At 42.2% G+C, this 24,122-nt stretch carries 17 protein-coding genes; 6 read left to right on the top strand and 11 right to left on the bottom strand.

The annotated features are described in order from the left end of the window. Positions 1-19 precede the first annotated feature (19 nt). The 4 genes from dhbA to TY87_RS12710 are packed head-to-tail and all read right to left on the bottom strand — an operon-like array spanning position 20 to position 4,484. Entirely contained in the window at positions 20-778 is a 759-nt protein-coding gene (dhbA, locus tag TY87_RS12725; RefSeq protein ID WP_100187356.1) for a 2,3-dihydro-2,3-dihydroxybenzoate dehydrogenase, read from the bottom strand. Further along, positions 775-1,659, bottom strand: coding sequence for an isochorismatase (locus TY87_RS12720; RefSeq protein ID WP_100187355.1), 885 nt, complete (start codon positions 1,657-1,659; stop codon positions 775-777). Before TY87_RS12720 ends, dhbA begins: the two co-directional genes overlap by 4 nt. Before the next feature lie 12 nt (positions 1,660-1,671). Next, positions 1,672-3,312, bottom strand: a complete 1,641-nt coding sequence (locus TY87_RS12715) for a (2,3-dihydroxybenzoyl)adenylate synthase (protein WP_100187354.1) — start codon at positions 3,310-3,312, stop codon at positions 1,672-1,674. Then, complete coding sequence (locus TY87_RS12710; RefSeq protein ID WP_100187353.1) at positions 3,309-4,484, bottom strand: isochorismate synthase; 1,176 nt, start codon at positions 4,482-4,484, stop codon at positions 3,309-3,311. Before TY87_RS12710 ends, TY87_RS12715 begins: the two co-directional genes overlap by 4 nt. Positions 4,485-4,683: 199 nt before the next feature. Between TY87_RS12710 and TY87_RS12705 the strand changes: the two genes are divergently transcribed. The 6 genes from TY87_RS12705 to TY87_RS12680 all read left to right on the top strand — a co-directional run bounded on the left by TY87_RS12705 (position 4,684) and on the right by TY87_RS12680 (position 14,521). After that, complete coding sequence (locus TY87_RS12705; protein WP_100187352.1) at positions 4,684-5,784, top strand: ABC transporter substrate-binding protein; 1,101 nt, start codon at positions 4,684-4,686, stop codon at positions 5,782-5,784. 211 nt (positions 5,785-5,995) lie between these two features. Then, on the top strand, positions 5,996-7,096 hold the full coding sequence (locus TY87_RS12700) for an ABC transporter substrate-binding protein (RefSeq protein WP_100187351.1): 1,101 nt from the start codon (positions 5,996-5,998) through the stop codon (positions 7,094-7,096). 31 nt (positions 7,097-7,127) lie between these two features. Then, positions 7,128-8,180 (top strand): FecCD family ABC transporter permease, encoded by a 1,053-nt coding sequence (locus TY87_RS12695; protein ID WP_100187350.1) that lies wholly within the window; start codon positions 7,128-7,130, stop codon positions 8,178-8,180. A 3-nt stretch (positions 8,181-8,183) separates the two neighbouring features. After that, positions 8,184-9,023 carry an ABC transporter ATP-binding protein gene (locus TY87_RS12690; RefSeq protein WP_100187349.1) on the top strand — a complete coding sequence of 280 codons (840 nt, stop codon included), beginning with the start codon at positions 8,184-8,186 and terminating at the stop codon, positions 9,021-9,023. Positions 9,024-9,103: 80 nt separating this feature from the next. Further along, on the top strand, positions 9,104-10,342 hold the full coding sequence (locus TY87_RS12685; RefSeq protein ID WP_100187348.1) for an MDR family MFS transporter: 1,239 nt from the start codon (positions 9,104-9,106) through the stop codon (positions 10,340-10,342). A 168-nt stretch (positions 10,343-10,510) separates the two neighbouring features. Beyond that, complete coding sequence (locus TY87_RS12680) at positions 10,511-14,521, top strand: non-ribosomal peptide synthetase (RefSeq protein WP_198432090.1); 4,011 nt, start codon at positions 10,511-10,513, stop codon at positions 14,519-14,521. Between the two features lie 94 nt (positions 14,522-14,615). Here the strand turns inward: TY87_RS12680 and rnk are convergent, their stop codons facing one another. The 7 genes from rnk to TY87_RS12645 form a co-directional block, all read right to left on the bottom strand. Further along, positions 14,616-15,029 carry a nucleoside diphosphate kinase regulator gene (gene rnk / locus TY87_RS12675; RefSeq protein WP_012069327.1) on the bottom strand — a complete coding sequence of 138 codons (414 nt, stop codon included), beginning with the start codon at positions 15,027-15,029 and terminating at the stop codon, positions 14,616-14,618. Positions 15,030-15,364: 335 nt separating this feature from the next. After that, the gene (locus TY87_RS12670; protein WP_198432089.1) at positions 15,365-17,026 is read right to left on the bottom strand and encodes a glycoside hydrolase family 3 N-terminal domain-containing protein; all 1,662 of its coding nucleotides are present in this window, start codon (positions 17,024-17,026) and stop codon (positions 15,365-15,367) included. A 19-nt stretch (positions 17,027-17,045) separates the two neighbouring features. Beyond that, positions 17,046-18,392 (bottom strand): MFS transporter, encoded by a 1,347-nt coding sequence (locus tag TY87_RS12665; protein WP_100187346.1) that lies wholly within the window; start codon positions 18,390-18,392, stop codon positions 17,046-17,048. Positions 18,393-18,510: 118 nt separating this feature from the next. After that, positions 18,511-19,410, bottom strand: a complete 900-nt coding sequence (locus tag TY87_RS12660) for a helix-turn-helix transcriptional regulator (RefSeq protein WP_072837929.1) — start codon at positions 19,408-19,410, stop codon at positions 18,511-18,513. Positions 19,411-19,569: 159 nt separating this feature from the next. Beyond that, positions 19,570-20,874 carry an L-fucose:H+ symporter permease gene (gene fucP / locus TY87_RS12655; RefSeq protein WP_072837922.1) on the bottom strand — a complete coding sequence of 435 codons (1,305 nt, stop codon included), beginning with the start codon at positions 20,872-20,874 and terminating at the stop codon, positions 19,570-19,572. A 363-nt stretch (positions 20,875-21,237) separates the two neighbouring features. Further along, positions 21,238-23,640, bottom strand: a complete 2,403-nt coding sequence (locus TY87_RS12650) for a zinc/cadmium/mercury/lead-transporting ATPase (protein ID WP_100187345.1) — start codon at positions 23,638-23,640, stop codon at positions 21,238-21,240. Between the two features lie 97 nt (positions 23,641-23,737). Further along, positions 23,738-24,022 carry a hypothetical protein gene (locus TY87_RS12645; RefSeq protein WP_012069321.1) on the bottom strand — a complete coding sequence of 95 codons (285 nt, stop codon included), beginning with the start codon at positions 24,020-24,022 and terminating at the stop codon, positions 23,738-23,740. Between the last annotated feature and the right edge of the window lie 100 nt (positions 24,023-24,122).

Genomic DNA, 24,122 nt, shown 5'->3' with positions numbered 1-24,122 from the left:
ATTGTTATTCAATTATGAATTAAGCATTTAACGTCGCACCACCATCCGCGACAATATCTTGCATAGTGATATGGTTCGACATATCAGAAGCAAAGAACAAGACCACTTGGGCGATATCGTTAGGTTGGGCAATTTTCCCCAAAGGTATGCCGAGTTTATATTGCTCTGGAAAGCCTTTGATAGTGTTCTGCTCTGCTTCATTATTTGTCCACAACATTCGCTGCATTGGCGTATCAGTAGAACCTGGACACACCAGATTACACCGAACACCATAAGGTGCTAACTCTAGTCCTGCAGTATGACTTAGTGCAGATAACGCCGCTTTTGATGCACAATAAGCCGCCATATTCTGACGCGGTACTTTTGCGGCATTCGAGCTAATAGTTACTATCACCCCACTTTTCTGACGCTTAAACGTCGGAGTCGTATGCTTAATCATTAAAAACGCACCGCCAGCATTGACGTTAAAGCAGTGTTTGAAATCCTCAAAGTTGGTCTCTTCAAGGCTCCCTAAATGCAATATTCCTGCACCATTAACCAGCACATCTAAGCATGGAAAATCTGACAATACGTTTTGAATCATCTGTGAAACCGCACTTTCATCGCTAATATCAAGCATCACACAATCAAAATCATAAGATGCATTATCAAATGACAAGTCAAAGCCAATAACCTTTGCGCCAAATTGGGTAAATTGGTTAGCAACTTCTAACCCTATTCCTCTACCAGCGCCAGTTACCCAAACTGTTTTCCCTGAAAAATCGAGCGGATTGATCATGCTGCACTCTCTCTTTTGCTTTGAATGAGACTCCACCAACCATTGAGTGTTGCAGTAGTAGCCAGCTCCTGAAAAGACACTTGAATCCCTTGCTCTTTCAATTTAGATGCAAAAGACATGATTTGAATCGAATCAAGGCCATAATCTACAAGCTCTTCATCGGCATCAAACTCTTGAATATCATCTTCATCTAAAAACGCAAAAACTTGTGCTTTAAACTTCTCATAATGAAAACCAACATCAGCAACATCCGTAGCGATAAGTACTTCTTTTGTTGACACTACTCGCCCCGTTCGCCCTCCAGTAAAAGTTAGCGCTTGTCTATGCTCATCTTCACTAAAATCGGCCAAGGCATCGCCTATCATAAAAGGCTGAATATCACGCATAAAGGCATCAGCGGCGGTAATCATGCAGCCGATATGTGCATAAATGCCGCCAATCAATAACTGATCACGCCCCCAGCTCTGCATAAGCTCTTGAAGGTTAGAACGGTGAAAAGCACTATAACGCCACTTCACTAAGACTGTATCGTGCTCATCTGGCGTTAACTCTTCGACAATTTTTTGCAATTCAGGGAAATCGTTTAATCCACTTCCCCACATATCATTCAGCAAGGCTCTATCTTCAGGCTTTTGATCATTGGGTTGAGCCGTATATACAACAGGAATGCCATTCGCTCGGCAGTATGCTTTTATGGCCGCAAGATTTTGTTTAAGGGTTTTAATTAGCTCGGAATCCGCATCATAAAAGCGCAAAAAATAAGCCTGCATATCATGAATTAAAAACACCGCACGTTTTGGTTCTAACTCCCAATTTACTTTTTGATTGGGAAACGTATCAGATGTTGGCATAAGGTAAGAAGGTATAGCTGGAATGCTCATAATGATCCTTTTTTATAGAGTGTTATCTAGTTGAGAAGTAAGCTGTAAACGCTGACGAATTACCTCACGTAATGCGACTTTATTGGGTTTACCAACAGGCGTAAGAGGAAGAGACTCAATAAACTCAAAGCGATCAGGCACTTTATAATCAGCAACACCAAGCCCTCTTAAATATTTACGTAACGAGAGACTTTTCATGCTGTGACTGGCAATTTTCGGCACAATAAAAGCACAGCTCTTTTCTCCCATCATGCTGTCCGGCATAGAGACAAGGGCACTGTGCATGATCTGCTCATGCTTTAATAAAAGATTTTCTATTTCTTCTGCAGCAATCTTTTCACCACCACGATTGATTTGATCTTTATCACGCCCGACAACAGTCAAATAACCTTTGTCGTTTCGACGCACCAAATCACCTGAGTGATAAAAGCCCTCGCTATCAAACACCTTGGCATTGTGTTCTGGCGCCTTGTAATAACCACGGATGGTATAAGGGCCACGAGTCGCCAATTCACCAACTTCCCCATTCGCCACCTCCTCACCTTCTGCATTTAGCACTTTCACCTCGTCAAGCGAACACATGGGTCGACCTTGTGTCGTGACTATTGTGTCAAGGTCATCGTCCAGTCTGGTATAGTTCACTAACCCTTCAGCCATACCAAGAATCTGTTGTAACTGACAACCCAATACATCTGGTACTTGTCGAGCAAGACTCTCACTTAGTTTCGCTCCACCAACCTGCACCAGCTGCAAAGACGATAAAGCGGTTTTATTAGTTGGTGCTGCTTGTAACCACAAAGCCAAAGCGGGAGGAACCAAAGCGGCAACCGTCACTTGATGACGTTCTATTAGCTTAAAACAAGTACTAGCATCAGGACTTGGCGACATGACAACACGTCCTCCAACATGAAAAACACCAAATGCACCAGGAGAACTCATTGGGAAATTATGAGCACAAGGCAGCGCACATAAATACGTTGTAGCAGATGTAAAGTGACAGATTTCAGTACTACGACGCACACTAAAAAAGTAATCATTATGAGTTCTTGGTATAAGCTTTGGCGTACCTGTACTGCCACCAGAAAGCTGAAAGAATGCCACCTCATCAGCCTTGCTTGGTGTTGCCGTTAACAATGTACTTGTCGATGAACCAAGTATATTTTCAAGGGTCTCAGCCCATTCTGATTTGCCAACAATCAAAGCGTGCTGTAGCTCTTTTGACAATGCGCTCAACGTGGTGAAAAAAGCACTATCATGAAACAAGGCGTGTTCATCACTGGCAATAATAATCTTAGGTTCGATTTGTGTGGCGTAAGCAGTTAACTCCATTTTGTTATGACTAAACAATGCGTTAACAGGAGCAACACCAAGACGCATAAGCGCAAAGAACACCACATAAAACTCGGCAATATTAGGCAGCTGAACTAATGCGGTGTCTCCCATTCGCAAACCTAATTCCTGTAGATAGATGGCCAATCGCTTAGATTGCAAACACAGGTCTCGATAACTCAACGACTTTTCACCACAAATAACTGCAATGTTCTCGTGTGGCGCGTTATCAATTAAGTCCAACAACGGTCGATCTGACCAATAACCTTTTTTACGGTATTTTTGAGCAAATGATTCTGGCCATGGTGTATAGGCAATACTCATATTACATCTTCCTTTATTCCAAATGCATTTAGCATAGTGCGCATTTTCGCGCTAGTTTCTAACCACTCGCTTTCTGGGTTTGAGTCTGGCACAACACCAGCCCCAGCGAATAAGGTCACCTTGTTCTCCGACACTTCTGCACAACGTATCGCAATAGCCCACTCGCCATTGCCTTCTGCATCACACCAGCCAACTAAGCCACTAAAAAAGCCACGTTGGTGTGACTCTAGCGCTGCAATATGATGCTGCGCGGACATTGTTGGAGTGCCACACATGGCCGGCGTTGGGTGTATTTGTTTAATAAGATCAAACATGGAGGGAGGATTTATTGCTGGAAGTGTTGCTTCAATGTCCGTTGATAAATGCCACATTGTTGGCGTTGAAATCAGGCTAGGCTCTTCCCGCACATTAAGGCGTTCGACAACAGGCAATAAAGAGGCTCGAATCGCATCAACAACAAGCCTGTGTTCATAGTGATCTTTCTTAGAATTAGAGAGGCTTTTCGCCGCTTGCCGATCAGCATCGGCATTACCAAAACGTTTAGCCGACCCTGCCAATGGATTGGAAAATATCTTATTACCTTGTTTTCTAATCAGTAATTCAGGACTAGCACCAATCAAAATACTGTTTTCAAGCGGAACACTAAAATGGTAAGCACTTGGGTTTTGCGCCATGATATTGGCCAACAAACGGGGAACGTCTACATTTCTGTCTAAGGTTAATTTCAGTATTTTGGATAACACCACCTTTTTTAAAGGACCGCTTTCAAAAATAGACAACGCCTGCTCTATCATGTCTAAAAAACCCACATGGCTTGGAGCAAAACTATGCTCACACACATGATGAACAAAATCCTTGTCCACAAATGACGGCAAGGTACGATCTAGGGGCTTTACTCTCTCGTACCATTCTGGCACTACCAGTTGTGCAGCTTGATTCATATCGAATGGAATAGCCCCAACCAAAATAGGATTGCTCTTCCCTTGAGCTTTCTCTCTTTTAAAAACAGCTTGAACTTCTTTATGAAAGGTATTAGCAAGAACTGGAATGGTAAGTCGCTGACGAATGCCATTTGCACGTACGAGATTAAAATTGGAATTAAATAAAAACAAATCATCTTGAGATTGATTCAATGCTAAAGAACTAGCATGGCCTTGAACGGTAGCGTCCATAAAAACTCCTGTAATGATAACCATTAGCAATAAATATAAACGTAATGATAATCACTTGCAATTAATTAAAGAAGCGATTGACTTGTAAATTATCCGTAAGCGTACTATTAAGAGTAGATAGAACCCTAAAAAGTTAATTCATTGTTAGTCCGTACAGAACACACAGAAACAAAAATCATTCTTAATAAAAGAGCCTTTTATGAATCGATCTACAATGCTTCTTCTTATGTTATGGATGTCTTTTTTTACTGGATCAGTCCAAGCAAAAATGACCGTCATTAATGACGTTTTAGGTCGAAAAGTGGAAGTGGATTTACCTGCACAAAAAGTAGTCTTAGGGTTCTACGCCGAAGATTACATGGCCATTGGCACTGAAAACGCCTTTGATAAAGTGGTCGGAATTTCTCGTGACACATGGAAAACCTGGCGCCCCGCAAATTGGAGTCTTTATACAAATTATCGCCCTTCATTAAAGGACATACCTGACGTTGGTGAAGTAGAGGCACAAACTTTTTCTATTGAAAAAGTCATCAGCCTTAAACCTAACGTGATTCTATTAGCCGACTGGCAATATAAAAGCTTAGGCACCGACATTAGCCGTTTAACAAACGCTAATATTCCAATAGTGGTCGTTGACTACAACGCACAGACATTGGACCGTCACATTAAAAGCACGAAGATTATTGGCCAACTTACAGGACAAAATGAACGAGCGAGAAAAATCGCAGACGAATATAAGCAGGCTATAGAAAACACCTTACAACGCATAAAAGAGGCGAACTTAGTAAAACCACGTACTTATGTAGAATACGGCAATAAAGGCCCAGGCAAATTCAGCTTCACATATGGAAAAAACATGTGGGGCGCAGTCGTAACCATGTTGGGAGGCAATAATATTGCTACGCCATTTGTTGAATGGTGGGGCACGATGAGTCCAGAGCAAGTATTAGCATCAAATCCCGAGGTAATTTTCCTTTCAGGCACCGAGTCTGGAGTAAAAGGAGATGCTATGGCTATGGGGCAAGGCATTGACCGAAAACTGGCTGAGTCTCGTTTAAAAGGCTTCACAAAACGTGCCAGCTGGGAGCAAATGCCAGCAATAAAAAACCAGCGAGTTTACGGAATATACCATGGAGCTGCTCGTACTATTTTAGGTGCGCCTATGGTTCGCTTTATAGCAAAATCTATGTACCCAAATCTATTTGAAGACATCAACCCAGAGCAAGAATACCTAGATTTTTATAAACAATATTTACCTGTCACGCCAACAGGCACCTTTACCGCTCAAGTAGCAAAGTAAAATTTATCGCGAATTTTGCAGGAAATCGAAAACGAAGTCTCTTAAATATGAGTAAAAGATCCTCAACATTTTAACCTAATATAGCCCTATTTTTTACAACACATAGAAATGAATCTTAAATGTACCTTCTGTCTCAATAAAACCCTTGATTAATTCTCCTCTATCCGTAAGATGCCAAAAAACGAAAATCATTCTCAATAGAGAGACTTTTATGAATCGATGTGCTGTGTTTATTTTGATGTTAGGAATGTCCGTTTTTGCTGGATTAGCTCAGGCAAAAATGACTATCATTGATGACGTTTTAGGCCGAAAAGTGGAAGTTGACTTGCCAGCCCAGAGAGTAATTCTAGGGTTCTACGCCGAAGATTACATAGCAATAGGAACAGAAAGCGCATTAGATAATGTGGTAGGTATTTCTCGTGATACATGGGAAGGATGGCGTCCAGCAAGTTGGAACTTTTATACAAACTACCGCCCTTCATTAAAAGAAATTCCTGACGTTGGTGAGGTAGAAGCGCAAACGTTCTCTATTGAAAAAGTCATTAGTCTTAAGCCTAGCGTTATTTTGTTAGCCGATTGGCAATATCAAGGACTTGGTACCGATGTTGAACGCTTAGAGAGCGCAGGAATTCCAATAATTGTTATCGATTACAACGCTCAAACATTAGACCGTCATGTTAAAAGCACTCAAATTATTGGGGCATTAACTGGACAAGAAAAACGTGCTCAAGAAATAGCAGATGACTACCAACATACGATAGAATCGACCCTACAACGTATAGAAACCGCAAAATTACCAAAGCCACGCACTTATGTTGAATTTGGCAATAAAGGCCCAAGCCAATACAGCTTCACTTATGGAAAAAACATGTGGGGCGCTGTTATTAACATGTTGGGAGGCGATAACATTGCCACACCATTTGTTGAATGGTGGGGAACAATGAATCCTGAACAAGTACTAGCCTCACGACCTGACGTTGTTTTCCTTGCGGGGACAGAATCTGGCATGAAAGGTAATGCTATAGCAATGGGCCAAGGCGTAGATAGGAAGCTAGCTGAATCTCGTTTAGCAGGTTATAAAAAACGTACTGGATGGGAACAAATGCCAGCGGTGAAAAATGGCCGAGTATATGGCATATACCAAGGTGCCTCTCGTACTATCTTAGATGCTTCCATGGTTCAATTCATGGCTAAATCTATGTACCCAAGTTTATTTGAAGACATAAACCCAGAGCAAGAATATCTAGATTTTTACAAAAAATATTTACCTGTTGTACCGACAGGCACCTTTACCGCCCAAATAACGGAGTAATATTCATCGAGACCATGATGAATTCATACCTATGCAATCAGCCTTAATTTCTGATGCGGTTTCAAGCCAACGACGTAGCGAAAAGCGTCGTTGGTCAGTTATAAGCATCCTACTGATCATTCTTGTTTTTTCTTTTATTTTAGATGTCGCAACTGGCCCGTCTTTACTCAATGTAAAAGACGTCGCCAATGCCTTACTAAACCTTATTGGTTTCCCTGTAGAAGTCGATCCGACAACACAAGTCATTGTGTCCAGCTTGCGTCTACCTATTGCTATTATGGCCGTCGTTGTTGGTGGTGTATTAGGCGTCGGTGGCGCAGAAATGCAAACCCTACTCAATAACTCCATGGCAAGCCCGTACACTTTGGGGATGGCAGCCGCAGCGGGATTTGGTGCCGCTTTGATGCTGTATTTTGATTCATTGGGATTAAATACTAATATTGCGGTTCCGTTAGGAGCCTTTGTTTGTTGCATGTTGGCGGCGGCATTTTTATTCGCATTGGCAACCATGAGACACATCAGTTCAGGTCAGCTTATATTGGCGGGTATCGCGTTACTGTTCCTTTTTCAGTCTTTGCTGTCTCTCGTACAATTTGTGTCTTCACCAGAACTCAGCCAACAAATCCTATTTTGGCTCTTCGGCAGCTTATCAAAAGCCTCTTGGTCTAATCTTTCAATTATCATAAGTGTCACAGTTATCTGCATGTTCTTTTTAATACGTGATGCATGGAAACTGACCGCATTACGTTTAGGCGAAGAACGGGCTAAAAGCCTAGGGGTCAATATTACTCGACTGCGCTTGCGAACCTTGTTGATCGTTGCCGTTATGACCGCAACCGTAACCAGTTTTGTTGGCATTATTGGCTTTGTCGGCATAGTCGCACCCAATATTGCCAAGATTTTGGTTGGAGAAGATCAGCGTTTTTTCTTACCCTTGTCTTTCATCATTGGGGCATTTTTGCTTTCTAGTGCATCAGTGTTATCTAAAGTTATCGTTCCTGGTGCTCTCTTTCCAATCGGCATTGTCACCGCCATTATTGGTGTGCCTTTCTTCTTCTGGCTGATTCTGGGTAAAAGGCGCTAACCTATGCTGCAAGTAAACAATCTCAATGTCGTTTTAGATGACCTTATTTTGGCGAAAGACATGTCCTTTCACCTAGAGCCAGGCAAGGTCAACGTTATTATTGGACCTAATGGCACAGGCAAAAGCACGTTATTGAAAACCTTGTTTGGCGATATTCACGCCAAATCAGGTGAGATAACTTTTGCAAACGAAACCTTACAACGCAAACAATTATCACGCTGGCGTAAGCTGTTTGGTTATATGCCTCAAGATATTCGTCTTGATGTAGAGTTAAGTGTTTTAGAAGTGGTTCTACTTGGGCAATTAAATGCTCTAGGTTTTCGATTAGATGATAGTGTTATTAAAGAAGCGTTATCAGCTCTTGATAAAATTGGTCTCTTGCATCTAGCGAATCGCCCAGTAAATAAACTCAGTGGCGGTCAGTGCCAAATGATTTTATTTGCTCAAGCCTTAATGAGAAAACCTCAAATACTCATGTTAGACGAGCCTGTCAGCGCATTAGACCTTCATTTTCAACAAGTCCTTCTTGATCATCTAGATGCTCAAACAAAGGAACAAGGTTGGATCACCATCATGGTGCTTCACGACTTAAATCTTGCTGCTCAATATGCCGATAATTTACTGGTTCTTAAAGATGGAAAGTTAATTGCCACCGGTCACCCAAACAACATACTCACACCATCGCTAGTAAAGAATGTTTATAACGTTGAGGCTGATATTACAAAAGACGCCGCAGGCATTCCTTTTGTTCGAACCATCCGAAACAATCGCGCAGCTACTTCAATCATCAAGAACAAAGAACCAAAAGAGCAAGCAATAAAAGTCGCAGAAGGTGCTTTCTAAACACCCTAGTCAAAGTGAATCACAACAACCAAACACTTGCTTAACATTATTATTTTATTAAGGCTTAAATCAACCACACCATGCTTTCGAAACATCTGATAAAAGATTGGCAATTACTCTCTCCTGCAGGACGAGTATTGGTGATAAACGGCTTCACTTTCAATCTTGGCTTTTATATGTTGCTGCCTTATCTAGCGGATCACCTACAGCATAACTTGGGTATCAGCGGTTGGTATGTTGGTTTAATTATTGGACTTAGAGTATTAAGCCAGCAAGGCATGTTTTTAGTAGGTGGTACTTTAGGTGACAGATTAGGCTACAAGCGCCTTATTCTATTGGGTTGTGCCGTTCGTATCATTGGGTTCACCTTATTAGGAGTTGGGCAGACTATTCCCATACTAATATTAGGAGCATTTTTTTCTGGTTTTGCTGGCGCACTTTTTACACCGAGCAGCCAAGCTTATTTGGCATCTGAATACCCAGAACAAAAAGCCAGAGATAAAGTTTTCGCCTTACAAAGCCTCACATCAGAAGCAGGAATGCTGCTAGGACCACTAGTAGGTTTGTCTCTACTCTACGTCGATTTTGCTTTAGTTGGTGTCGTTTCTGCAGGGTTATTTACTTTACTACTCATTATTCAGTGGCGTTTTCTACCTGAATTGGAATCACAAAAAAATACGACGCACGCTCATTCGAAATTCTGGAAGCAATGGGGACAAATGCTCAGCAACAAATCCTTTATGCGATTCATATTATGCGCTTCTGTGTATCAATTACTATTCCACCAACTATACATTGCCGTTCCACATGAAATCCGTGTAGTCACTCAGGACGTCAGTATCATTACTTGGGTTTTCGCGACATCTTCTATTATGGGCGTCTTAATGCAAATGCCCGTAAGCCGTTTCGTTGAGTCACACTTGGGAACAGCTCGAGGGATAGGATTAGGCATGGCGATTATGGGATCCAGCTACCTATGGCTCAACCTTAGCCTGCAGTGGCTACCAGCCTTATCTTTCATAATTTGTGCAGTCTTTTTTAGCCTCGGCTCGATGTTAGTGTTTCCACTGTTAGGTGCTTATGTCCCTAAATTTTGCTCTGCTAAGGAATTAGGTAGTCATTATGGTTTGTATTCTTGTGTAGGTGGTCTATACGCTTTTATAGGCAACATCAGCACAGGTTGGCTATTATCTTCGACAAATATAAATCATGGTTGGATTTGGTCAGGGCTAGCAGGCTTTGGAATCCTGTCAGGCGTACTGCTTTTTCTGCAAGTAACTAGTCACATCAAAAACAAAAATATTGCTTTTTCTAGTTAAGACTGCAATTTAAAAAATAAAAATACTTTTCAATTTATATATTCATATATATGTAAATTTTATTTAATAGACTTAATTATAAAATCAACTTATGTTAATTTAAGTAAATATTTAGGACATAATAATCACAGTTCTAACATGGATGACGTTTTTTGCAGGAGCAAACAAATGATTAAAAGTCATAATAATTGCTATGGTTCAAAAGAACCTATTTCTCAACAATCATTTGCAGTACCCCTTTCTACCGCCCAGCGTGGACAATGGATCGCCCAAAAACTAGCGCCTCAAGGTGCCGCCTTTAATATTGCCGAATACCTTGAAATAAAGGGGGCAATAGATGCAGTTCATTTTACTTCCGCTATTAAACAACTCATCAGTGAAGCTGATTGCATACGCAGCCGAATCGTCGAAGAAGACGATAAAATCCTCCAGATCATCTATCAAACAGATGAAGGCTATTTCTCTTTATCGGACGTTAGTTCTGCAGAAAGCCCGCATCAAACAGCAATAAAATGGATGACGGAGGACATGATGCGGCCACTCACCAAACCAGGGGATATTTTGTGGCGTAGTGCTTTGATTAAGCTCGGCGAAAACCATCATTACTGGTACCACCGTTGCCATCACGTTGCACTCGATGGTTTTGGAGGAAACTTGCTCACTCTAAGACTTGCTGAAATATACAGTGCATTACTAAACAATCTAGATGCAGGCCCTAATCCTTTTGGCTCTCTTGCTGCACTTGTCGAAAGTGAACATGCGTACAAATCTTCCAAACGCTATAAAAAAGATCGTCAGTACTGGCTAGAAAACCTTATCAACTTACCCGAAACCACGTCCCTTTCTCAGAGAATAGATCATTCTCAGAGTAAAAAGCAGCTACGCAAACCTCTAACATTATCTCAAGAATTGACTAATAAACTCATTGCCATTGGGCAACAAGTAAACGCCAGCCTACCGCAAACTCTAATAGCTTTAGTGGCTGCGTATTTTTATCGTATGACAGGAGCGAATGATTTAGTTTTTGCAATGCCTGTTACTGCAAGAATCCAACGATTACAACGTGGTACACCTGGAATGATGGCAAACGCTGTGCCTATTCGCTTAAGTTTATCTACTGAAATCACATTGGAAAAGTTAATAACACAAGTATCTAAAGTAGTACTTAGAGCACTACGTCATCAGCAATATCGTTATGAAGACCTAAAGCGTGAGCTGGGGTTAATGTCTGCTGGTCAGCAAATTGCCTCGCTAGGAGTTAACATTGAACCTTTTAATTATGACTTAACATTCGGAAATTGCTCGACCTCGCTGCATAACCTAAGTAATGCCTTGATCGACGATCTTACCGTTTTTATCTTCGACAGACACGACAACAATGGTTTAAAAGTAGAGTTTGACGCTAACCCTACACGTTATACAGAACATGAACTAGAAAACCATTTAGCACAGTTTGAACGCCTGATAGACGCAATGGTATTGGCACCTGCCAACCCTATAAGTAAGGCAACATTATTGTCAGAAAGTGAGCGCTACAAAATTCTGCATGTATGGAACGATACGGCATGCTCTATTCCACAACAATCCGTAGTCGAAGCATTTAATGCTAAAGTAATCAGTACTCCAACAGCCATTGCAGTAGGCTCTGGACAAAACACTTTAAACTATTCAGAACTTAATGCACTTTCTAATGCTTGGGCAAATAAGCTGATACAAGAACAAGTTTGCCCAAGCGATTTAGTTGCTATTGCACTAACACGTAATACGGACATGCTAGTCGCTTTGTTGGGTACACTAAAAGCTGGAGCTGCGTATTTACCACTGGATCCTGACTTTCCAGAAGAGCGCCTTCGCAGCATAGTAGAGGATGCCAATCCCAAGTTAATACTCAGCTGCCATGGTGCTATTGGACAGTTACCCAAAGTTGATATGCCGATAATATTAATCGATGACGCACATTCAGATATTTCCTTAGACAAACATGTTTCTCATCCTACTGGCTTAACAATTCAAGGAAGCAATCCGGCCTATGTCCTCTATACTTCAGGCTCTACGGGTCGGCCTAAAGGTGTAGAAATTTCACATAAAGCCTTGATGAATTTCTTATACGCTATGCAAAAAGAGCTCAACCTTACTAGCGAAGATAAATTTCTGGCTGTTACGACCATTTCATTCGATATTTCTATCTTAGAGTTATTCCTGCCTATTACTGTTGGAGCATCTGTTCTGATTGCGGATAGAAAAACCGTTCGCGATCCACAAGCGTTAACAAAGCTAGCGGTCAAAGAAGGCGTAACTTTGCTTCAAGCTACGCCGTCTCTTTGGCAGGCATTATTACCGACATACAGCAATGAACTAAAAGGCATTCGGCCTTTGGTAGGAGGCGAAGCGTTATCAGGTCAACTGGCTCAAATCATGTCAAACTTGGGGCATCCTGTTGTAAACCTATATGGGCCAACAGAGACAACGATCTGGTCGAGTATTATGCCACTGGTTAAGCCAACAGACCTCCGCCACCCCCCTATTGGTAGACCTCTGCTAAACACTCAAATGTATGTTTTAGACCACGCAATGGAGCCTGTTCCGGTAGGCGTAACAGGAGACCTATATATTGCCGGTGATGGTTTAGCACTGGGTTATTACAATCGCCCTGAATTAACAAATGAGCGGTTTATCTCTAATCCATATGGCAAAAAAGGCAGCCGCCTATATATCACGGGAGATAAAGCACGCTGGCGCCAAGATGGGGTATTAGAATACCAAGGTCGAGACGATCATCAGATTAAAATTCGCGGCTTCCGTATCGAAATTGGTGACATTGAATCTGCATTATTAGCTTGTCGCGAAGTCATTCAAGCCATAGTCGTAGCTCAAACGTCGCCGAACGAAGATAAGCAACTGGTTGCCTATGTAATACCAATAGACAGCAACCTAGATACCAATGAACTTCGTCGTCAGCTAATCAATGTACTGCCTGATTACATGGTTCCAGCACACTTTATGCTGTTAAATGAAATGCCATTAACACCAAATGGAAAAGTAGACCGAAAAGCCTTACCTCTACCAACTTGGCACGCATCTAATAGTTATGAACCACCAAGAAATCAACTAGAAGAAATGCTCACTAGCCTTTGGGCTGAGACATTAGGTCTTACTCTAGTTGGTATCCGAGATAACTTTTTTGAAATTGGTGGCGATTCCATATCTGCAACAAGAATTCTGAATCATATTCAGAAGAACTTATTAATTGAAGTGCCATTAGGTGTCTTATTCAAAGCCTCCACCATTGCCGATCTTTCTGACTACTTAAGTCGAAGTGATGATTGGGATCCTATGATTTGCACGCTACCTATCAAATCTAGCGGTACGGATTCACCATTATTTTGTATTCATCCTGCACTTGGCCTCGCTTGGGGATACGCAGGACTACTACGTCACTTATCTAAATCAACGCCAGTATTTGGCCTCCAAGCAACGGGGCTGCGCCATGCAGCGCGCTTGCCAGAATCTATAGAAGAAATGGCAGAAGAGTATTTATTGCAAATTAAAAACGTGCAACCAAAAGGACCATACCGTCTTCTAGGCTGGTCATTTGGTGGTCTGGTTGCTCATGCTATTGCTGAGAAGCTACAAGCAGAAGATGAAACAGTGTCCTTTTTATGTATGTTAGACAGCTACCCATACAAACTCGATTACCAGCAGCCAAAAAACGAAGCAGATATTGTCAGAGCAGCCCTACTCTTTCTAGGTTATGATCTCAGCACACTGGAAAAGCTGCCTATTAACAAAGAAGAATTAGCGTCGTTGTTATGGCGAGATTATGATGATTCGTCCATGTCTGTGGTTCAAGATATCCAAAAAAGCCAAACAAATATTATGGACAGAGTTCAAACCATAATCGAAAACAACTTAGCACTGGCTGGTCGCTTCAAACCTAGAAAGGTGGATGCAGATTTACTGTTTTTTGTCGCTGAAGATAGTGTGAATGGCTCGATGGGTAATATTCTTGAGCACCAATCCAATGCCTGGGCCTCAAGAATCACAGGTGAAATAGAAACTCATAACATTTCATGTCGGCATCAAGACATGCTTGATTCTGAACCGCTAAATGCCATTGCTCCTATTATAAAAGAACGCCTTGAGCAATCTGCTGAAAAGCATAAAACCAAAGTAAATTAACGGTATCAGTCAAGACTAAAAAAATAACCCCGAGCGTCAAACGCAAGGGGTTATTTTTTATTACCAAAAACTGATCGCTAACTAACGAAAAAACCTAAAGTTGGAACTCACCAGCACGTTCAGGCTGATAGTCTACCTTCATAATAACTACCGACAGCACATCACCATTTGGCTTAGGCCAATCAATTTGATCACCTTCCTTTAGACCAAGTAACGCGCTGCCAACAGGTGCTAAAACTGAAACCGTGTCTTCAGCGCCATTAGCATCTTTTGGATATACTAAGGTTTTTGAAAATTCCTTTTCCGAAGATAAGACTTTAAATGTTACAGTCGAATTCATCGTCACAATATTGTCAGGCATATCTCGTGGCTCAACAATTTCGGCGCGATTAATCTCCTCCTGTAAATCATCTTTGTTGGGGAATTGCGAATAACTTAGTGAATCCAGTATCTTCTCAAGTCTCACAGCATCTAATGATGAAATGGTTATTTGTGGTCTTTGCATCATAATCTACCTATTCTTTATCTTGGTCTAACCTATTGCTTAAAATAGAAAAAAGCCGTAAGTAAACTCATTACCTACGACTTGCTTCAGAAATTTTTCCAGTGTGTAAAAAAGTATAACGGAAGGGGAATTTGCTCTAGCAGGAAACCTTCCTTGTTTTTATAACACTCACTCTTTCCAATTCGAGCGGTGGATTTGCACCACAACGGACCATCATAAGCGAGTTCGCACACAAAGTCAGCAAACAAAAAAAGAGCCTGTGCACATTAATCTCTGAAGTGACCCCCAATAGTTGGACAACCAACATTGGGGGTTCTTTTTATTAAGCTAACTATCAATCAATAACGTAGTTGCTCTAACCCACAGAATGGATCAATAGCAGCATTAGAATTAAAGCTTAACCGTCCTAACAAGCCTTCCACGACCGCCTTCTGAACCTCCAATAAAGGACTATAGGCATTAATGTATACTGGCACTTTAGGTGCGTCGTACAAAAGATAAGGATGACCAAAAGATACCATTACCGTCGGAATATCGACCCAAGGACGATACATGGCATTACCAAAACCATCGTGTAATGCCATCCAATCAATGTAAATGTGCGACTTTACCAACATAGATTCATCAGCGTTAAGATAGAGCAACAAATCATACTCTTTCACATTTAATGCCATACCTGTTTGAAACTCTGTCACTTCAAAGCCTTCATTTTTCAGCATGGTAGCCACACTCAATGACGCAGGAATAGGACTAAAAACATGTCGAATACCAGTAGAAATAACCAACACGCGCTGATGACGTTCTAAACTGATTGGTAAAATATTATCGCGATTTTTTACCAAATGCACCGTGCGACGATTCAGCTCGGGGATTCGGTCCGCGTAATCTGATGCCAACATATCCTTAAATTTACTGGAACTAATCTCCTCTTGCTTTTCATGCAAGCCCAAAGCGGCTTTCATCGCTAAGATCCGCATAACAGATTGCTCTAAGCGTGTTTCAGATACTCTACCTTCACGCACGGCTTTAAGCATATAAGCGTAATCTTCAACCGGGTCCTTGCAAAACAACAGCATGTCACAACCGTTTTCAATGATCTCAGCAACCACGTTTTCACGTTTCGTCCAGCTACTCAAACCCGCCATCACAGTAGCATCTGAGACAATTAAGCCATTAAAGCCCAGCTCTCCACGCAAGAGTTGTTCATTGAGCAACTTACTAACACTTGCCGGACGCCACCACTCTGCCGGGTTGTCATTATGAGTCTTTACATATTCAGGTAAAGCGATGTGAGCCGACATTATCGACATCACGTTGCTATCGATAGCACTACGGTAAAGTCGTCCATAACGCTCCTCCCATTCAGACATAGTTAATGGATTCACCGTCGTTACTAAGTGCTGGTCTCGGTCGTCGAACCCCTCTCCCGGCCAATGCTTTGCCGTTGCTGCGATACCGTTTTTTTGGAAAGTATTAATATTCGAGAGACTCATACTTTCGATAACATCAACGTCACTACCATATGATCGTGTACCTACGACAGCGCTACGAAACTTAGCGTTGATATCAACAACCGGAGTAAATGACCAGTTAATGCCAAGCAATTTAGCTTCTTGAGCAATTACTTGGGTACAATATTCCACCGCACTCTCATCTTTCAACCCAGCAAGACCAAGCTGGTTTGGTACTTGAGCACCGAAAGGAAAGCTCATGCCACCGCCTTCAAGGTCACCACTCACCAAAAGCGGAATGACAGAATGACTGCGCAGCTGATTCATCATCTTTACTTCGGTATCAAGATCTTGCCCGACAAACTTAGTCACCGCACCAGGTTGAATCGTATCAATAAGAGACAACTCTTCTGCGGAATTTGCTCTAACAATAAGATTAAACAGTTGCCCTACTTTTTGCTCTAACGTTAGCTCTGAATAGGTTTTATTCACCCAAGTAAGCTCGGTGTCACCCAGAAAAAACGGTGCATTACGGAATGATTCATTCATAATAAAACCTCAGTATTCTTTAATTTGCTCGGTTCGCTTCACGAGTCGCACGTAATTCAGATTGCATTGTGTCTTCTACCTCTCGCGTGATCGGATAAAAGTAAGCAATAACAGCAATGCAGCCTGCGCCAAAAGCAGGAATCAGACTCATGAAAAGTAAAATCATCTGAGCAGACTCCGCAGTTTGCTCAACACCTGCTTGATAACCAGCAAAACTCAACCCAATACCGACTAAGGCGCCACTTAACCCCATACCAAATTTATGGGAGAAGGTCGCAGAACTGGTAGACAAACCAACCACACGGCGACCAGACTTCCACTCAACATAATCAGCAGTGTCAGCAACGAGCCCCCATAAAGAAGAAGCAGCAATCCCTTTCGACAACTGATTAAAAAAGATAATGGCGTAAATCACATAAACGTCAGATGGATCAACCCAGTACAAATTACTAATCAAACACATACTCAACAGCGCACCCGCAATAACCAAGTTCCGCTTTGAATAACGCTTAACTAACTGAGACATCAGAGCAGAGCCTACAATCATGCCCAAACTAGCCACCGTAAAAAACATACCCGCTTTACTGGCATCGCCCACAATATAAGTAAAGTAATACATACCCACAGCAAACGGCATAATAGTAAAGGTAAACAGTGGAATGCCCATTAAAATGGTGATCCACCAAGCACGGTTTTTGATCACCACGGCAAAATCATCCTTCAAAGAGGAATGTTGTTTGATCATTGGAACACGCTCTTTAACACGAGAAAAACACAGCCAGAACATTACAATCATGACGGCACTTAGCAATATCATGGTGTACTGAAAGCCCTGCTGTTTATTACCGTCACCAAAAAATTCAACCAGAGGTAACGTACTCGCATTAACCAGCAAAGCACCGGTAAACGCCAATACCATGCGAAATGAAGCCATCTGGCCGCGCTCAACTGGGCTATCCGATATGGTTGCTGGTAAAGAGGAATATGGGATATTGATGGCTGTATAGAGTGTCATCAGTAGAATATAGGTCACAAATGCCCAAATGATCTTGCCGGATTCATCCATATCAGGCGTCGTAAAAGTGAGCACAGCGACAATAGCCAGAGGAATAGGCACATAGAGTAAATAGGGACGGAATTTACCAAATCGAGTTTGGGTTCTGTCACCTATCATGCCCATTATTGGATCGGATATGGCATCCCACATTCGCGTGACAAAAAATAATGTCCCGACGAGAGCCGCAGAAATCCCGAACACATCGGTATAAAAAAACATCAAATAGGTGCCAACCGCAGTAAACACCACATTACTGGCTAAGTCACCAAAGCCATAACTAACCTTATCGAAAAACGATAACTTCTTCATAATGAAACCTTATTTGTATTTATTGTTTTGCTTCATTATGGGAATTAATATCAAGTGTGCTATCCGATTTTTGACCTGCTCAGTAGCCGTTTTTTGACCTTGATAAAGTCACCTTTTATTAAAGATACAAAAATTGCCTATCCAACCACGGCATAATTCGTTGTTTCAAAAGTACTACGTCTACTCCTGCATAGGCTTGCCCCACACTCACTAAACTTACCGACTCCCGCTTAAGACGAAACTCCGTTGGCGTACAGTCATATTCTCGGCGAAACGCCATATTAAAGGCTTTTACAGAAGGAAAACCATGATCAAAAGCGATATCTGATACGGCTTTTTTAGGTTTCTGTGCCAAATCTGACAAGCTTTTTTCTAATCGATAAAGGGTCAAATAGCGTAGAAAAGTCTCGCCTACTTTGGCTTTAAAATACCGGCTTAAATAGGCTTCCGACAAACCTCGCTCCTCAGCTAACAAGGACAAAGAGAGATGCTCTTGGTAACGCAATGTAATCTGACGTAACAGGTCATTCATCAATAAAGTAGATTCAAGAGAGTCCGCTCTAATTGCATTAGTCGAAGGAAAGTAGCGAGCAAACAGCAAGCCAAGTTGGGCAAGTAAACTTGTTTGCGCCTGTTGCCAATGACCCGCCTTGTAGTAGTGTTCCCACCACAAATGCGCCATCAGCCGCTTAATCGTTGGCAGCATATTTTTCTGAACCAAACTCCATGCTTTCATTGGGCAAGTATCCAGAGCCACTCCAGCAAAGTTATGCTGTAGACAAAGTACTAAATTATCATCCTCGGTAGATTGAGTGGCGTGAGGCAATTCTTTATTAATAAATAAAACATCGCCTTCCTGCAAAAGCAGTATTTCATCCATTACCTGAACACGAATACGGCCTTTCACCACCCATAAGCATTCATGTGCATCGTGATGATGCAAATCACATTGAGTCACAGAATGAGCAAATATGCGGCTTTCTTCTTCTAATATTTCCGCTCTGTTCGATAAATACATAACAAACTAACATCCTTAATCATCCAACTAAAATCAACCACGAGCCGTTTCAACATTGATTTGAGTGAGCAGGAATCATAAAGAAGTAAGCGTATAAAGTCACAGACAAAAAAAAGCCCCGCATTCGCGAGGCTCTTTAGAATTCATTATAACCAGTAATTAAACAGAGGTATTTTTCACTGAGAACATTCCGTAAGCCGCTACAACCAAGAAGCAAACGGCAGGCACAACATATGAAAAAATCGCGCCGTACTCATCGATAGTCGCGCCTTGGATCAATGGCATCACGGCACCACCCAAGATAGCCATGACCAAACCCGCAGAACCGAATTTAGTATCACTACCAAGACCATCCAACGCAATGCTGTAAATCGTTGGGAACATCAAAGATAAACAAGCGGAAATAGACACAATCGCCCAAACACCTGTTACATCTGGCACCATCACAGCGTATAGGCATAAAGCAGTCCCCAATAGAGCCAAGATACTTAGCAACACAGCAGGACGGAAAAAGCCCATCAACCAAGTCATCACAAAACGTGACACCAAGAAAATAATCAAGCTGTACTGCAAGTAATCAGAAGCACTAGCTTCGGTTCCACCTAGTGTTTCTTGCACATATTGAATAGTAAAAGTCCAAGTACAAGTTTGTGCGGCAACGTTGAAGAACTGTGCAAGTACACCCCAACGGTATTGTTTTCTAGCGAATAATCGGCCCAATGTCGCCATAAAGTCAATCGTCTGAACTTCATCAACATTTACTGTGTTAGCCGATTTAGGCACGCGCATAAAATAGATAAACGCCCAAATGATCATCAACACAAAAGCCATGCCGACATAAGGTGTCATCACGCTGTTTAGTTCATCTGCTCGAATGCTCAGCAGCATTTCTGGCGCCATGCTGGCTCTTTCTTCTGGAGATGCGGTATTTAGATTAGGAAGAATCAATGTCGCTGCAAGAAATACACCGATGTTGGTGCCAACTGGGTTAAACGCTTGAGCCAAGTTTAAACGGCGTGCTGCACTGCCTTCTGGCCCCATAGTCATAACAAAAGGATTCGCTGAGGTTTCTAAAATAGACAAGCCTGCTGCCAAAATAAACAAGGCAGCTAAAAAGAAACCATACGTCATCGAAACACTGGCAGGATAAAAAGCCAAGGCACCTAAAATAGCCAAGCCTAAACCTGTCAACACACCCGCTTTATAAGAGTAACGAGCGTTAATAAACGCCGCAGGAATCGCCAAACAGAAATACGCGCCATAATAAGCGAACTGTACTAAAGCGGATTCAAACGTGCTCATGGTAAAAATTTTACTAAACACTTTTACCAATGGATCTGTCATGTTGGCGGCAACGCCCCATGCAGCAAAGCAGGTAATTAACAAGATAAACGCAATTTTCATGTTCGGATAAACGAACGGAGCAGAAAGGGATTTTTCAGGAGCTGTATTTTGATTTTTCATAAAGCAAACAACATCTATTATTTTATAGTTGGATGATAGGACGTGCTTGCTATCCTCAAAGAGACAGACTAAAAGCACCTCGCCACCATCAGACATTGATATAGGCTAACCGCAGTTTGGACATTATTTTGGTTGATTTAAAACCACCAAAAAGTGCCTTTTCTACGACCAACATCAAACACAAGGTGCGAGATCCTACCACCAACTTTCTATAAAAATGCGCTTGCAAAATAAAACTTAGCTCTTTGTAAGCGGATTAATCTTTTCTTACCCATTTCATTAACATAAATGAAATATTCATGACTGGCGGTTCATTTTCAGCGACTTTATTAGGTAACAAAAGCCAAACAAACCTTCAATGTCTCACAACCTTTTCGAAAGCAGTCGCAAGGCATTCGCTGTAACCAATGCGGTCGCGCCAGAATCAGCCAATACCGCCAACCATAACCCAGTTATACCCAGCAAGGTCGTCACCAGAAACACCGCCTTCAAACCTAAAGCAATGGTGATATTCTGACGAATGTTGGCATTGGTCGCACGCGATAAGCGAATCATTTCAGCCAATCCTTGCAAGCGATTATGCGTCAAAGCCGCGTCCGCGGTTTCTAAAGCTACATCGGTGCCACTTCCCATGGCAATGCCGATAGTGGATGCTTTCATTGCTGGCGCATCATTGATGCCATCGCCCACCATGGCTGTCGCTTGCTGTTGATTCAACTCAGTGACAGCCATAACTTTGTCTTCTGGTAATAAATCCGCTCGATAATCTATATTCAACTCGGCTGCAATCGCAGCTGCGGCACGGGCATTATCACCCGTTAACATCACGCCATTAATTCCCAAAGCCGCTAAATCTTTAAGCGCCGCCTTAGCATCATCGCGTAGCCTATCCCGCAAAGCGATCAAGCCCGACAATTCACCTTTTTCGAAAACAACAACGACAGTTTTACCTTCTTGCTCAAGACGAATAACTTCCTGTTGTATAGATTCATCTAACACTTGCTCTAACTTACTTGGCGAACTAATCTTGATTTTCCTACCTGCAAAATCCCCTTCCACACCAACACCAGCCAAGGTTTTGCGATTATCAGCATGCACTAATACAATGCCTTGTTGTTCTGTGTAATCAACAATGGCTTTCGCCAATGGATGATGAGACCCCATTTCAACGGACGCTGCAGCAGCCAACAAATCATTAAAGTTAGAACCGTTTAAAGTAACTACATCCGTCACACTTGGTTTACCTTCTGTAAGCGTGCCGGTTTTATCAAAGGCGATGGTTTTTATTCGACCAAGTTGCTCTAACGCTAATCCGCCTTTAATCAAAGCACCACGACGAGTCGCCGCCGCCAAACCAGACGTAATCGCCGCTGGCGTCGAAATAACCAAGGCACAAGGACAACCAATCAACAACAAGGCTAGACCACGATAAATCCACGTATCCCAAGGTTGAGCAAAGGCCAAAGGCGGAATCAAGATCACCAAGACAGAAATCAGCATAATCACAGGCGTATAGATACGGCTGAATTTATCTAAGAAACGTTCAAGCGGTGCTCGGCGCTCTTCCGCTTCTTCAATAAGGTGTAGAATTCGATCAATGGCATTATTACCCGGTTGCGACACTACTTTGAGTCGCACAACTCGATCAGCTAACAAGCTCCCTGCTGGCACTTTTTCATCTCGTAATCGTTCAACAGGTACAGATTCACCCGTCAACGCGCTTTCATCGAAATTTGCCATCTCGGACAAGAGCTCAGCATCGGCAGGCAAACGTTCACCCGGCGACACTTCTATTTCATCCCCTGGACGTAAATCCGCTATAGCGATTTTTTGACGCACACCATTTTTGATGATTAAGGCTTCTTCTGGTAACAAAGCCATCAAAGCGCTCACGCCTTTACGCGCACGGTTCGCCGCAAACGATTCCAAGCATTCGCCGATCATAAAGAGCAACAACACCATGGCGGCTTCTGCGGTAGCACCAATAAATAATGCACCTATCGCTGCAACACTCATCAAGGTTTCAATGGCAAACGGCGAGCCACTGCGCATCATCCGCCATGATTTTTTCATGATAGGCACTAAGCCAACCAAGGTAGTGACTATAAAGGCGGTTTCGCCAAATAATGGATTGAATTGCGCGATACCCCAGCTCAATAACATCAGCACTGCCAAAGCCGCAATCGGACCGTATTCACTTAATTGCTGGCGTGAAAACCATGACGTCGTTTTTTGATCTGAAATAGTTTGCTGAGTGTTTTCTTGCTGAGAGTGCTGCTTAGAAGCGCTTTCACCAAAAGGCACCAAACTAAAGCCAATACCTTTCACTGTGTCTTGGATTTTGTCAAAAAGATCCGAATCTGCCTGAACGCGTAATTTTTCGGTAGAAAAAACCACATTCGCGCTCACCACGCCATCCAAAGAAGAAACCGCCTTCTCAATAGAACGTGCACAACTGGCGCAATCCATCCCATTGACTCGCCAAGTATAAGTTTGCTTGGCAGTTTCTTGCGCTACTGAGGCATAGTCACTGGAATCAGCGGATGAGCAACAACTGGGGGCGTCTTCATCATCAGAAGTACAGCATTGGCTTTCGTTTTGACTGCTATCATTGCTTGCGCAACAAGAGGAAGCTTCACTTGGCGTCGAGCAACAAGAACTGCTCGTCTCTTGATGTGAGTGTGATGAATGGTCTTTTGCTTGATGACACTGACATGAAGAATGAGATTGGCAATTTTCTTTATGTTGACCTGATGAATGATGCATATGGCTCTCCTGTTTTTAAGCTATAAGGAGAGTGTAGACCTTAGAGCACACTCCAAGGTCAAGCACCAGTTTCATATTATTTAAATAAAAAAGAGCCTTAGCTCTTGATCGAAACACCTTCTACTTCTAATACTGTTTTCGCATCTGTGCGTTCCATGATTTTCACCAAGGCGGATTGAATCACTTCGTCTTCACGTACATCACTTTGGCCCGCAAAACGCTGATCTTGTGGCTCAGCGCCTTCTTCTGCGGTAAAGGTGACAATCACTTCTGTGGCGATGTCTTCAGTATCGCCGAAGTAAGCAATGGATAGTTGCGGATAACCTTTGAAACCCATTTTTACTTTCTTTGCGATACGTTTTTTAGATTTATCTATGTTCATGCTGCCTGCCTAAAGGGAAAGGTATTGAGTCTCAATGAAAAACTATTGCTGGATTAAACCACAAAGCAGACCGTTCAAGATAAATTAAATCGATATAACG

The organism is Marinomonas sp. BSi20584 (genome assembly GCF_002792415.1).
Taxonomy (GTDB): Bacteria; Pseudomonadota; Gammaproteobacteria; order Pseudomonadales; family Marinomonadaceae; genus Marinomonas; species Marinomonas polaris.
This window is presented reverse-complemented; position numbering and strand designations above follow the sequence as displayed.

Coding starts and splice junctions, on each gene's coding strand:
- dhbA (WP_100187356.1), bottom strand. CDS start 778: ATGATCAATCCGCTCGATTTTTCAGGGAAAACAGTTTGGGTAACTGGC.
- TY87_RS12720 (WP_100187355.1), bottom strand. CDS start 1,659: ATGAGCATTCCAGCTATACCTTCTTACCTTATGCCAACATCTGATACG.
- TY87_RS12715 (WP_100187354.1), bottom strand. CDS start 3,312: ATGAGTATTGCCTATACACCATGGCCAGAATCATTTGCTCAAAAATAC.
- TY87_RS12710 (WP_100187353.1), bottom strand. CDS start 4,484: ATGGACGCTACCGTTCAAGGCCATGCTAGTTCTTTAGCATTGAATCAA.
- TY87_RS12705 (WP_100187352.1), top strand. CDS start 4,684: ATGAATCGATCTACAATGCTTCTTCTTATGTTATGGATGTCTTTTTTT.
- TY87_RS12700 (WP_100187351.1), top strand. CDS start 5,996: ATGAATCGATGTGCTGTGTTTATTTTGATGTTAGGAATGTCCGTTTTT.
- TY87_RS12695 (WP_100187350.1), top strand. CDS start 7,128: ATGCAATCAGCCTTAATTTCTGATGCGGTTTCAAGCCAACGACGTAGC.
- TY87_RS12690 (WP_100187349.1), top strand. CDS start 8,184: ATGCTGCAAGTAAACAATCTCAATGTCGTTTTAGATGACCTTATTTTG.
- TY87_RS12685 (WP_100187348.1), top strand. CDS start 9,104: ATGCTTTCGAAACATCTGATAAAAGATTGGCAATTACTCTCTCCTGCA.
- TY87_RS12680 (WP_198432090.1), top strand. CDS start 10,511: ATGATTAAAAGTCATAATAATTGCTATGGTTCAAAAGAACCTATTTCT.
- rnk (WP_012069327.1), bottom strand. CDS start 15,029: ATGATGCAAAGACCACAAATAACCATTTCATCATTAGATGCTGTGAGA.
- TY87_RS12670 (WP_198432089.1), bottom strand. CDS start 17,026: ATGAATGAATCATTCCGTAATGCACCGTTTTTTCTGGGTGACACCGAG.
- TY87_RS12665 (WP_100187346.1), bottom strand. CDS start 18,392: ATGAAGAAGTTATCGTTTTTCGATAAGGTTAGTTATGGCTTTGGTGAC.
- TY87_RS12660 (WP_072837929.1), bottom strand. CDS start 19,410: ATGTATTTATCGAACAGAGCGGAAATATTAGAAGAAGAAAGCCGCATA.
- fucP (WP_072837922.1), bottom strand. CDS start 20,874: ATGAAAAATCAAAATACAGCTCCTGAAAAATCCCTTTCTGCTCCGTTC.
- TY87_RS12650 (WP_100187345.1), bottom strand. CDS start 23,640: ATGCATCATTCATCAGGTCAACATAAAGAAAATTGCCAATCTCATTCT.
- TY87_RS12645 (WP_012069321.1), bottom strand. CDS start 24,022: ATGAACATAGATAAATCTAAAAAACGTATCGCAAAGAAAGTAAAAATG.